Genomic DNA, 12,068 nt, shown 5'->3' with positions numbered 1-12,068 from the left:
CATACGTTCCATCTATGTTAACCATACTAAATATGGTAAAATATGAAATACCTTGACGCTTGTTGCAGATGCTACGTGGGAGTAGATGCCTATTACCCTCATAATAGTACAAGCCGAAAGTAGGTGATATGATGGAGTTCAAAACGGGAAAAGGTTTCAAACTCCGTATTTCCGAGAGCGTGATAATAGCTCTGGTATGTTCCTTCTGCGGACCATCCGTTGCGACCGAAATTATCAAGCTCTTAACGTAATCGCTGCGGGAATACGTAGACGGGGCGCAACCCGTCTATCGTTGAACCGTCGGACTACACTAATCTTAAAGCACGATTACTCTCACCGCGTATCCGCCTGTTAACGTGCCTAAGCATTATATCCCCCTTATCTTCGTATATCATTGCGTTAAGCCGCGACTCCTGGTACTCGCCTATATCAACATAATTGCGCTTCCCTTTCGGGATGATATCTCCGTATTCTTGCGCCAATTCCTTATAAATCTCCGTATAGAATGAACTAATCATTTGAGCGGTTACGGCATCTCCATACGTCATTTTAGCGAGTTCGGTTACTGCTTCGACGATTTCCGCCCGTTGGTCGCTGTGCTTCTGTTGTAAATCGCTCATGTCTTTACGGCGACGTTCGTGTTCACGGAGCTTCATCTCTCGCACGGCGTCCTCGGTAGATGATGGCTTGTTTAACGTTACCTGTACGCGCTCTTCAATATTACCGGAACGCTTCGCCTGTCTTAATGTCGCTGTTGATGACGTCGGTACTGTTAGTGGTTTCGTCGGCTCCGGCGATTCAATATGTAACTGTCCGCTCTCTGCGATACCTTGAGCAATTTGGACGAACATCTCGAATGCCTGCTTACCGTTCTTACCGAAGCTCAGACTGTAGTTGCCGGTTTTGTCACTTTGATACAGCCCCATAATCAAACTCATCGTTAGTTCCTCCCTTTAATTGGCTTTATATTCGTTAATATCGATGATTACCGCTTTTCCCTTCGGCGTCGCGCTCATGACGCGTTCCATTCCGTTGACAAAATCCTTCAGCGCGTCCAAGCTTGTCCGGTATTCGTCGTAAGATTCGTCGGACAGTCCGGTAAATGTTGACCGGTACGTTGTCAGGTGCGCATACCGTAAAAGTAACGTCTGCACATCGTCTGAAAAGGCCGACGCCGCGCCATCTACTTCGGTATGATTCGTAATCCGCTCCGTCACCTCCCCGTCAATATCCCCGAACCTGGCTTCGTATCGGGCTAACCGGTCAGCCAGCGTTGGGTCGGCGTAGACTTCACGCTGGACTTCGATACGTGGTGGAACGGACTTTAACGATTCGAGCGTATCCATTAACGCGTGATTCGTTTCGGCAGCGGCGTCCGCCCGTGCTTCGGCTTCCTTGCGGGCTTTTTCCTCCGTCCCCAACTTCGCCACCAGTTCGCGGTACTCTTTCAGCGTCGTAATGTCGCCGTTAAGTACGGCCGCTTTCGCTTGACGTTTTGGTTCGGATTTCTCGGCGGACGGGGCGGCGATTTCGTACGATAGGGATACGGGTAAGTCTTCGAGTAACTGTCGCTGCTCTCCGTTTTCACAATTTGTTAAAGCGGCATACCTTTGCATAAGTCGATATACTTGCTGCGTACTATATCCGAGAGACTCTATCCATTTTACGAATACACCGTCATATCGGCTTCCTGCTAGTGCATCTTGCGCTTCTTTCAATTCCCGACCAAGCTCCGTGTATGCCCGGCCAACAATTTCCCGCATGTTACGTTCTTTCGTCCTAAGGAAGTCCGCCGTCTTGCCGTCGAGCTGCCCGTAGTCGAACGTTGTCAACTCCGTGGTCATATTTGTCAACCCCTTTGCGAACATTTGTTCTCATTATACATACGTACAAGGCGCTTGTACATACCCATTTTACCCTCAATTTACCGTCAGCCTTTCGGCCTATACTACGAAAACACGCAAGATAGCCCTGCGCTGCTTAACGTAAGAGGTACGTCAAGCTGTCGTCAGAGATACGTGAGGGGCACGTATACCTCTGTAACATTTTAAGCGGAGGGTATCTTGCGTGGTTAAGCTTCCGATCAGCATAGACGGGGATGTCTGCGGGGCTGGTCGTTGGCTTGCGGTATGTACTGCGTGGTGAGGACCGGAGATCGTCCGGCTTGTTGCGTGGTGTATTTCGTGTCGTTCGTGTGTCTTCGTTAACCTTATGACGTAATACTAACTCTATTTGCATGTGTTGTCAATCACTTTTTGTGAGTTCTCATTCAAAATGTCTAAAGTCACCGTCCATGTGTTAAAATAAAACCATCCCAAGATAGATAAGTAGGTGCGCTATGAGACTAAAACCAAGTTATAAACCGTTGCGAAAAATACTAGTAGACCGTGACATGAAACCCTCATCCTTATACAAAGAAATGGGAGTCTCCCGTTCTACAGCTTCTGCCATTAACCAAGATCGTTTCGTAGCCATGGAAACTATTGCCGTAATATGCAACTACCTTAATTGCGGCATAGAGGACGTCGTCGAATTCGTTGACGAAAACGGACGTCCCATGAAATACCGCGCTGACGAGCTTCTTTAAACGTCATTTCACACGGACAAGTACGTTCACACTCCGCTTTTTCTTACCATTTTTGCGGTCGGCTTCCGCTTGTTTGACCGTCCGCAAATACTCCGCTCCGATAGCGTCCGGTCCCGTCTCCGGCCGTATCCCCTTACTCGCTAGCAGCCGGTGAATGAATATCCGTCCAGCCTGCGTCCATTTCGTATTCATAACGGATATTGTCTCGTCAATTAACATCGTCTGCGAATCCGTATATCCTTGTCGCGCGTAAGCAGCCGTAAGCAGCCATTGATTTCCGCGTTTATATTGGACGCCCTCCGCTTTCAGTACGAGATTAAGTTCTTGCGCGGTCAATCCGTAATCCTTCGCAATTTGCGAAACAAGTAACGTACCTTCTGACGCTAGTATTTGATCGTAGTAGTTCACTTTCGGCGCTTGTTCCGCCGTGACCATTTCTAGCCGCTGCCTTTCCGCGCGCTCCGTTTTAAGCTGCGTCGCCAACTGGATAATCGTATCCGGGTTAAGCAGCGCCTCTTCCACTTTCTCCGGCGTCAGGTATCCGCCGTGCTTACGTATTGCCGGGAGGACTTCGGACGTGACCCACCGTTTAAATGCGCGGGCTTCCGGCTTGCGGCTGGAAATAATTGCAGAGTATAGGCCAGACTCGTTAATCACGGTAACGGATTGTTCGCCAGCAACGGTACGCACATTCTGCGTACCCTTTTCGTCATCATCCAGATTCCTCGTCATGTCACTAGCCATTCGGTATCCTAAAATTTCAGCTACATCCTTCGCAACAAACCACGGCTCGGCTTCGCTTTTTCCCTCGACCATCACCGTTCTGACTTCGTTTTCACCGTATTTGAATAGTTGATTCATTCCGCATTACCTCCGTTTATTTGATTTCGTCACCTACGAAATAAAACCGTCCATCATCTCCGCGCACAACTAGCGGACTATTACACGAGTCACACGTATAAAATCCGAGCTTTCTATCGTTCCATTTCGGATCGAAAAGATCAACGAAGTGGTACCCGTCGCCGCCGTGACATTCACAGTTTACCCGCACAAACTTGGCCGTGATCTGCCCGCCGCCTACCATATCGCCTTCAACTCCGCGGCATTAACGGGCGTGGCCGCCTTCTCCGATTCCCTCCGTTCAGCATCGGCTTTCTCCGACAGCAACCTCGGAACTATCGAATTAATCCGATACGCCACCGCGAAGCCAGCCGTTAGAATCGGATACGCCCGCGTCGGCCGATAGCCATTGAAGCACTCGTCGAAGGCGGCACGGAGGATTTCCGGCCCGTATTCGTCCAGCGCCCGCTTGATTACGCCCTGTTCAAATCGCCAGTTGCGTAACGGCGCGTATTCAACACCGTAAAGCTCACGGTTCTTGTCACGGAAATACTCCGTAAACGTCAACGTGTTCCAGTGTTCGGCCGGAAGTGTGCGCCAATTCATCCGCTCAGTTTTCGTTATTCGGCCGCCACCTTTACGTTTACTCGTCATCGTCCGATTCCTCCTCGTAATATTTTTCAATAATCTCCCGCGTAGATAGTGAACAATCGTGATCGTCTAATATTTCGGTTACCATTTCGTCTACTTCGGCCGCCCACGTTTCTGCATCGTACACATCGAGACGAAGTTGCCTATTCTCCGCCTCTAGTTCGCTGATCCGATCCAATGCCGCGGGCCAGCCGGTATGGGCTTCCGCGATGAAACGGGCTTCCTCCTTCGTATCTAACTCGCCGTAGAATAGCGGGTACCAGTCGCCGTCATCGTAATCGAAGTACATTACCGTTTTGCCATCCGCCTTCCAAACGCCTGGTCCGCCCGTCGCCGCATCACATACCGCCCGATCTGCCGCCCAATTACGTTCAGATCCGTTACTCTTCGTCATCTACGGCCCACCCCCTCATAATCCGTTGTATTTTTACCGCATCCCTACCGCGAACACTAACGCCACACGGGAATTGAACGTACGCATCCGCTGCCTGACCGTGACCACAGCAAGCGTTCATAACTCCGGGCAGCGTGCCGAGACAACCGTCATGTCCCTCTGCCGTATTCCATTTTCCGCAGTGTCCACACGGCCTACTTTCGTATGTTCCCGCCGTCGGCCCGCCTGTATCGGAAAATACCCACACGCCGCCCCGCCGCTCGATTTCGTATCCGCGGAGGTATGATTTATTCGTCATCTATTCGTCCTCCCATTCGGATAACTCTTCGAAATGTTCGGTAGGTTCGCCGCCAGGGTAGCGTCTCTTTACGTAGACCAACCCGCCATCGACCGCGATTTTACCGCACTTACACTGCCGGTAATCGTGCCTATACGTCGATTCCACCACGCGTCCACACGACAAGCACCGCGCCGCATTCCGTTTAAGCTTTGCCATCGGCCGTATCCTCCTTTATCGCAGCTCCATACGCAATATCCGCCCGCATCGCCATCTCTGCGTAAACGTCCGCGCGGCCTAGATAATAACCTGTCATCCGTCCCGTCACGCACATCTCGGCCGCCGCTTGTTCCCGTGCATAATCGCCCATCGCTAAGATGTTCGTCCTCAACCGGGCAATCTCCGCTTGCATCTCGGATCGCCGCTCCGCATGATACGCCTGCACCGTTTGGAGTATTTCCGTTGCTGATTGCGTAAAGTCGGCCGTCATTCAGCGGTCACCTCCGGAATCATAGCCGCGCTGATCAACGTATTCAGCCGTGATAACTCCGCCTGAATTGCCGCAAGGTACCCAGCCACGTTCGTTCCGGCAAAGTTATCGTTAACCGTCCGGTGCGTCACGTATAGAAGCATCGATTGCATTCCGGCAGGCTTCAGCGGATAGTACCGGCTGATTGGCCGCCAGTCTTCGTATGGTTCCGGAACAGGCGCGCCCTCAACGGGTTTATATGCGGGAGATTTCGTCGGATCGATCGTCATAAGCCGGTATAACGCGTACTCCCGGTCGGATACGGTAAAGCCGTATGTTTCATTGATGGCGATGATTTTCGGGCCTTTAGCGGTAGCTGTCATTAATCGGTCACCTCCGGGATATCGATATTTAACGTTCTGAGCGTGTATTGAATACCGTCTGCGAATCCGGTCTGTTTCGACGCAAGACGTTCTGACATCCACTCGTATCTTCTCGCGTCACTTCGCTTTGACATGTATTTGTCACGTACCTTCTCAAGCGCTTTCTGATGTTCCTCTTCCGCCGTGAGTTCGATTTCGTAACCGTTGACGAGTGCGGCCATCAGCGTATCTAACGGGATGGATCGTAGAAGCACCGCCATCTCACCGCTCCCAGTTGCGGCATGATCGGTAATTCCGTAACTAGTGTAGCCTTGACTGCGGAGGTAGCCGAATGCTTTCGCAACATCACGTGGGATTACGGGGATTTCCGGATTCTTCTTCGTCATATATACGTCACTTCCTTTTCGTAAGTGGATGTAAAATAGTGCAAACTTTTCGGACGGCCGCGGGTGTTTTCGTTAAGTTTGCGTTGGACATACGTTACGACTTCGCTAAAATAACGCTTGACATTTCGCAAATTAGCGCTATAATATAAAATCTTTTAAAGATCTTAAAGAACTTAAAAGATCTTAAGTATTAATATCACTACGTTCTATTAATACTTCCGCCATTCAAACTAAAAGCATGTTTGAATAACGGGATATATACACATATCTGATACGTATAAGGTTTTAACCCAAAAGATAATACGTGCCCCGGCCACCTTTTTCCGGCCCCGCCCGAATCTCCGCCATACCCGCCCACCTCCTCACGTGATTTAACCCGTAGATTTTCCGTTGTAAGCCGTCCTAGTATCGAAATAGTGTTACGATAGCCACCCGCCTATTTTGACGGCTAATTCTCCATGATTTTCAGGGGACATATTTTGTCCCACTTAAATCGGCGTAGAATGAACGGGATTGTTGAACGGGGCCGTCCGCAGTATACAAATAGTGCAAATACGAGTGAATACGTCGGGATTACGTTATTTGCGGCTATATTGAATAAACCGTAATACATACCCGTTTCGCACACATTCGCGCAAAATAACCGTAAATTTTCCTTCGTAGAGGCGTCCGACTTTGCCGGAAGGGGTATCGTAGCCTGGACGTGGTGGGGCGGTAATTTGACGGGAAATTTACGGGAGGATTGCGCCACCTACTACAGTAAGTACACGTTGTCGGGAAATTGGGACATCGGGAGGAGAATTAATTTTGCGGTCGCCAATATTCGGACAAACTGGTAAAATTGAACGGGGAGGTGAATCGAATGAAAGCGTGGATGATCGTGTTATATATTGCAGCTGTCGGTTTCGCGATTGCCGGATTCTACGTCATGTTTTACTATGATGCGGATGATATGTCGACAAAGATAGTCGGAGGGGACGCGTACAATTACATAATTATCGGAGTGCGCGGCGTAGGAATCATTTGCGTAGGGATTATATCGGCATTGATTGCGACAGGTATGGCGATATACGATTCCAAGAGCGGAGAACATACGGCAAATACGTATGAAGCGCCGAAGCCCAACGTTAAGCTCGGCGAAGTTAGCGATTATAAGATGAAGAACGTTGACTAAACGAAGAAAAAGCCCCGTACAAGACCGGCCAATTATCGGCTGATCCCGTACGGGGCTTCTTTTATATTCGCGTCGATCCTCGAACCAACGTATTAACAGGCGAATAGCTATCGTGGCTATCTCGCATTTCCTTCGTATCCATCTGAATATAACGCCGCATCGTCCGAATATCGGACCAACCGCCAAGCTTTTGCAACGTGAATGGGTCGCAGCCGTTGAGTATCATACTCTTCGCCCATGTATGCCGATAAACGTGCGCCGTATACTTTTTAGCGCTGACGCCCGCTTTCTCGGCGTGATGCTTCAGCCGTTTATTAAAGTGGTTCGCCCCGATCGGCTCGCCGTTCACCGACAAAAATACGAAGTCAATCGTAAAATGCCGCCGGTTCTCAGTCACAAGTTGGAGTAGCAGTTTTGCCGTGTGCGCCGATATCGGTACAAGCCGTGGCTTGCGGTTCTTGCTCCGGTCGCCGGGCAGCTCGATAAACCTCGTTTTAAAATCCACGTCGGATACGCGCAGGCCCAGTAATTCGGATACCCGAAGGCCCGAATCGAGCAACAAGACGATACCTACGTAGTCACGGAACCCTACGAAATCCCGACGGTCCGGCTGCGCTAAGATCGCCTTTACCTCATCGTCCGTTAGGCAATTCGTCAAATCAACGTCCTGCCGGATTAACTTAACGGCCGCAACCGGATTCTCGGCGATAAGCTCGTCCCGTTCGAGCTGGTTGAATACCGCTTTCAATACGCGTAGCCGAATATTGATCGTAGTATCGGACAGTCCCGTTCCATGGTCGCGATTATTGTTATACTTGTGCCCGCCGTACCTTTTCGCGTCGTACTTCATCCAGGCGACGTGATCACGAAAAATTCCGGCGTTTAATTCGTGAACGTATTGAATATCCGGATGATGCTCCGCCAGCCACTTCGTAAAGTATCCGAAATCCTTCGTGTAGTCCTGTAGCGACCTTTCGCGAAGCCCCTCCGCTTTTTTAACGGAGATCACCATATCCAACGCTTGCTGAAGCGTAAGCTCCGGATAATCCTTACGAGCCATGTCGATGCGCCGCTTCCTTTTTGGTAACGCCATGTAAAAAACCTCCCCAACGGTATGGTACGTGTAGATACCGTTAGAGAGGCCGCAGTCCCGCAATTAACAACCCTTAATCGCCCTTTTCGGGATTGTTAACGTACAATTTCGGAGCTGTGTACGCGCAAATTTCGCGTGTAATTAACAATCCTAACCGTCATTCCCTCCGTTCACGCCTACGCCAAGCGTCCGGCTAAATCAACGGAAATGGCGACGTATGCAAACTCCGAAATCCCGCACGGTTACGGCAATTACGTTAGCAGTCACTATCCGGCTTGCCCGCCGCTGCTGCTGTACGGAACGATGATCCGCAACCGCAAGTTACTGTAGCGTTGGGATTGTCAATCGTGAAACCGCCGCCCATGGCAGATTCCTTCCAATCGATGATCAAGCCATAAAGATATTTTTTGCTTTCTGCATCGACAACTACCTTTAGCCCGCCGGCTTCAATGGTTTCGTCTCCATCCTGATTCTCGTCGTCGAATCCCATGCTATAAGAAAAGCCGGTGCATCCGCCTTCTTTCACACCTACTCGCAGGAACAAATCAGGTGACGCCTCTTGCTCCAGCATTTCCTTTATCTTCTCGGAAGCTTGTTCACTAATTGTGATCATGCTCGATCCCTCCAATCATACTGTAAACATCAGTTCACTTACTTAATTACAGTATACTTCACTTGCTCCTCTACCTCAAGCACCCTCTTACCCAGTCGAAGTCGATGTTTTGATACTGCGCTTTAACCGAGGATTCATGCTCTACTGGCGTAAAAGGAGCTACTACTATTTTATTCGAGTATATGCAGTATGTGGCATACACTACCGAGCCTCAAAACCAACAATCCGCCGCTTTTGTGCATGCCACATACACTATCGAGCCTCAAAACCAACAATCCGCCGCTTTTGTGCATGCCACATACACTAACAGGCCTCAAAACCAACAATCCGCCGCTTTTGTGCATGCCACATACACTAACAGGCCTCAAAACCAACAATCCGCCGCTTTTGTGCATGCCACATACACTACCGAGCCTCAAAACCAGCCGCACAGCATTCAAGCGGCTGCAGCTTCACGCTCACCAAGTGTACGCACATATTCCAAGCTCCACCATGGCTTCATAACCAACCGCAACCGCTTCCCAAAACAAAAAAAAGCGCACCAGCCGGGCGCACAGTAATGGTTTCTCAGGCCAAACATTTTCCGGCTGATGCACATTCACATACTCTCTCTACGCGAAAGAGCTGTTATTCGTTCCAATTTTTTCGATAACATTTTAAATTTTTTTCCAATTATCTTGCTGTAATTCGGATATTTCCACCAGACTTCCGATCCGCTACCTGAACGATCAGCTCTCCGGCCGCTTCACTCACCAGCCATCCCTCGGCGCCGGACGCCATCTGCTCGGGGCTGATCTTCTCCATCCCCTCCACTCCGGCAGCCTCGAAGGCCGACTGGCGGAAAGAGAAGCGAAGCTGCTCGCGACCGGATGCATAAGCGCAGCCCTTCTCACCATACGTCCAGCTTACTTCCACTCCGTTCCCGTCGCCTGCAGCCGATACGTCCAGACGTGAATACGCCCCTTCGCGATAAGCGTAAGTCGAGCCGTCATCCTCATACAGGGAATACGCTGCCCCGAATCCGGCATCGACCGATGCGCCATACGCATGGAAGGTTATCGGCATTCCGGCCGATTGTCCCGCTGCTTCCCCCGCATATTGCTCCAGAGGACCTTCCGGCACGATTGCACCAGCCTTTACATAGATCGGCATCGTCTCTAACGGGGCATGCGCCAGAATATGGCGGCCCCCCATATGAGACTCGCCCGTCCAGAAGTCAATCCACGTTCCCTCCGGCAAGTAGACGGCACGATGACTCGTACCGGGACGATAGACAGGAGCAATAAGCAAATGCTCGCCTACAAGGAATTGGTCGCACAGGTTCGTTACCTCCGGATCATTCGGATACTCCAGCAGCAGCGGTCTCATGACCGGCAAGCCCGTCGCCGCAGCCTCATGGAACAGATTGTACAGATGCGGCATGAAGCGGTAGCGTAAACCAATATACTGACGCACGATCTCTTCGATCTCACCGCCGAACGACCACGGCTCCTGGCGCACTGTTCCCAGATTGGAGTGATTGCGGCAATACGGGAAGAACGCACCCATCTGCGTCCAGCGGACGAGCAGCTCGCCCGAGGTGTCATGCGCGAAGCCGCCGATGTCGGGTCCGGCGAACGGGATACCGGACAGCCCCATATTCAGCACCATCGGCATCGCCATCGCCATATGCTCCCAGAAGCTGCGGTTGTCTCCCGTCCATACCGCTGCATAACGCTGGATGCCCGCATAACCCGCGCGGGTAAGCACGAATGGGCGCTCGCCGTCCAGCAGCTTGCCCAGACCTTCGTACGTCGCCTTCGACATCAGCATACCGTACAGGTTGTGCAGCTCTTCATGCGTCTTCGGATCGCCGTTGTTGCCGTGCATGGCGTCGAGATCCATCGTCTTGCTCTCGTTGAACAGTGCCGGCTCGTTCATATCGTTCCATATGCCGGCAATGCCGAGGTCCGTATAATAACGATGCTGCTCGCCCCACCACTCGGCAGTGCGGTCCTCCGTGAAGTCGGGGAATGCACTGATGCCCGGCCACACTTCGCCAAGCGCGATATCCCCCTCCAGCCTGCGGACAAAGTGATTGTCCTGCACGCCTTCCCGGTAGATCCGGTACTTGGGGTCCTTCTTCACGCCGGGATCGACGATCGGCACGATGCGGATGCCCATCGCCTTCAACTCCGCCATCATACCTTCCGGATCGGGGAAGCGGACGGGATCGAAGGTGAACACGCGATACTCATCCATATAATGAATGTCCAGATAGATGACGTCGCAAGGAATAGCCTTCTCGCGGAACATACGGGCCAGCTCCAGCACTTCCTGCTGGTTCATATAGCTGTAGCGCGACTGATGATAGCCGAGCGCCCACTTGGGAGGCAGCTCCATACGGCCCGTCAGAGACGTGTAGCGGGAGACGACCTCCTTCAAGGACGGCCCGTGGATATAGTACAAGTCGTATGAACCTGTAGAGCATCCCATAGAGAACGCCGCTTCAGTCGAATGCGAGCGCATATCGACATCGGTCCGGCCCGGATTGTCCAGGAACAGTCCGCAGCTGAGTCCGCTATGCATGTGAATGACTAACGGAATCGACTCGTACAACGCTTCAATCTCCGGCACGTGAGGTGCGAACACATCGGTATTCCAGTTCGTATAGCGCTCGCCTCGCTTGTCCAGGAAGCCGGTCTTCTCGCCCAGCCCGTAGAAATGCGAATCTGACGGCATGCCATACATGGCAGTCAGCTCGCCGCGCGCATTCCAGCTTACCGTCTTCTGCTCCACTACTTGCTTGCCGCTCTTATCTTCTATCCGGAAGCTGAAGTCCCGCTTGTCCAGCACGAGCTTAATGGCATCCGTAGCGAACGCTATGGCTGCGTCGGTCTCTTCGACGACAGCCTCCCCCGTCCGATCCTGCGGCACCACTCCGGGAGTAGTCGACAGGTCCAACCCTCCCGCCACGACTGCCGCCAACGCCTCTTTCCCGTGCAGCACCTTCATGCGGACGATCTCGTCACTCAGGAAAACAAGCGCCATGCCGCCTTTCTCCCCCCGGATGACATAAGCGTTCCCCACTCTCTCCACCGAACGGACCGCCCCCAATTGTTGTCTCGCTTTCCCCTCTTCTCGCATCCCCATCTTCTCCGGATGAATCGCTGCGCTACCTTCCATCGGCTGTTCCCTCCTTGTTGTGAATAGAAAAGGCGG

15 protein-coding genes are annotated in these 12,068 nt (G+C 51.7%); 2 read left to right on the top strand and 13 right to left on the bottom strand.

Annotated features, from left to right (window positions below):
- Positions 1-305: 305 nt before the first annotated feature.
- Positions 306-938, bottom strand: a complete 633-nt coding sequence (locus M6D81_RS11235; RefSeq protein ID WP_262676974.1) for a hypothetical protein — start codon at positions 936-938, stop codon at positions 306-308.
- A gap of 15 nt (positions 939-953) precedes the next feature.
- On the bottom strand, positions 954-1,844 hold the full coding sequence (locus M6D81_RS11230) for a hypothetical protein (RefSeq protein ID WP_262676973.1): 891 nt from the start codon (positions 1,842-1,844) through the stop codon (positions 954-956).
- A 494-nt stretch (positions 1,845-2,338) separates the two neighbouring features.
- Between M6D81_RS11230 and M6D81_RS31795 the strand changes: the two genes are divergently transcribed.
- On the top strand, positions 2,339-2,587 hold the full coding sequence (locus M6D81_RS31795) for a helix-turn-helix domain-containing protein (protein ID WP_410795721.1): 249 nt from the start codon (positions 2,339-2,341) through the stop codon (positions 2,585-2,587).
- Between the two features lie 3 nt (positions 2,588-2,590).
- Here M6D81_RS31795 and M6D81_RS11225 read toward each other — a convergent pair whose 3' ends face one another.
- The 8 genes from M6D81_RS11225 to M6D81_RS11195 form a co-directional block, all read right to left on the bottom strand.
- Positions 2,591-3,448: a phage antirepressor gene (locus M6D81_RS11225; protein WP_262676972.1), complete on the bottom strand. Its 858-nt coding sequence runs from the start codon at positions 3,446-3,448 to the stop codon at positions 2,591-2,593.
- Between the two features lie 216 nt (positions 3,449-3,664).
- On the bottom strand, positions 3,665-4,081 hold the full coding sequence (locus tag M6D81_RS11220) for a hypothetical protein (protein ID WP_262676971.1): 417 nt from the start codon (positions 4,079-4,081) through the stop codon (positions 3,665-3,667).
- Positions 4,071-4,472, bottom strand: a complete 402-nt coding sequence (locus M6D81_RS11215; protein ID WP_262676970.1) for a hypothetical protein — start codon at positions 4,470-4,472, stop codon at positions 4,071-4,073. The genes M6D81_RS11220 and M6D81_RS11215 overlap by 11 nt, the downstream gene beginning before the upstream one ends.
- Positions 4,459-4,770: a hypothetical protein gene (locus M6D81_RS11210; protein WP_262676969.1), complete on the bottom strand. Its 312-nt coding sequence runs from the start codon at positions 4,768-4,770 to the stop codon at positions 4,459-4,461. The genes M6D81_RS11215 and M6D81_RS11210 overlap by 14 nt, the downstream gene beginning before the upstream one ends.
- Entirely contained in the window at positions 4,771-4,968 is a 198-nt protein-coding gene (locus tag M6D81_RS31985; protein WP_486187831.1) for a DUF7695 domain-containing protein, read from the bottom strand.
- Positions 4,955-5,239: a hypothetical protein gene (locus tag M6D81_RS11205; protein ID WP_262676968.1), complete on the bottom strand. Its 285-nt coding sequence runs from the start codon at positions 5,237-5,239 to the stop codon at positions 4,955-4,957. Before M6D81_RS11205 ends, M6D81_RS31985 begins: the two co-directional genes overlap by 14 nt.
- Positions 5,236-5,601, bottom strand: coding sequence for a hypothetical protein (locus M6D81_RS11200; protein ID WP_262676967.1), 366 nt, complete (start codon positions 5,599-5,601; stop codon positions 5,236-5,238). Before M6D81_RS11200 ends, M6D81_RS11205 begins: the two co-directional genes overlap by 4 nt.
- Positions 5,601-5,987 carry a hypothetical protein gene (locus tag M6D81_RS11195; protein ID WP_262676966.1) on the bottom strand — a complete coding sequence of 129 codons (387 nt, stop codon included), beginning with the start codon at positions 5,985-5,987 and terminating at the stop codon, positions 5,601-5,603. The genes M6D81_RS11200 and M6D81_RS11195 overlap by 1 nt, the downstream gene beginning before the upstream one ends.
- 862 nt (positions 5,988-6,849) lie before the next feature.
- On the opposite strand from M6D81_RS11195, the gene M6D81_RS11190 reads away from it, so the two are divergent.
- On the top strand, positions 6,850-7,161 hold the full coding sequence (locus tag M6D81_RS11190) for a hypothetical protein (protein WP_262676965.1): 312 nt from the start codon (positions 6,850-6,852) through the stop codon (positions 7,159-7,161).
- Positions 7,162-7,222: 61 nt separating this feature from the next.
- On the opposite strand, the gene M6D81_RS11185 is transcribed toward M6D81_RS11190, so the two are convergent.
- From M6D81_RS11185 to M6D81_RS11175, 3 genes are all read right to left on the bottom strand, one after another.
- Positions 7,223-8,254 carry a tyrosine-type recombinase/integrase gene (locus tag M6D81_RS11185; RefSeq protein WP_262676964.1) on the bottom strand — a complete coding sequence of 344 codons (1,032 nt, stop codon included), beginning with the start codon at positions 8,252-8,254 and terminating at the stop codon, positions 7,223-7,225.
- 256 nt (positions 8,255-8,510) lie between these two features.
- Positions 8,511-8,867, bottom strand: coding sequence for a HesB/IscA family protein (locus M6D81_RS11180; RefSeq protein WP_262676963.1), 357 nt, complete (start codon positions 8,865-8,867; stop codon positions 8,511-8,513).
- A 672-nt stretch (positions 8,868-9,539) separates the two neighbouring features.
- Entirely contained in the window at positions 9,540-12,032 is a 2,493-nt protein-coding gene (locus M6D81_RS11175; RefSeq protein WP_262676962.1) for a glycoside hydrolase family 31 protein, read from the bottom strand.
- Positions 12,033-12,068: the final 36 nt, after the last annotated feature.

Origin of the sequence: Paenibacillus sp. J5C2022 (genome assembly GCF_025567625.1) — a bacterium.
GTDB lineage: Bacteria > Bacillota > Bacilli > Paenibacillales > Paenibacillaceae > Pristimantibacillus.
This window is presented reverse-complemented; position numbering and strand designations above follow the sequence as displayed.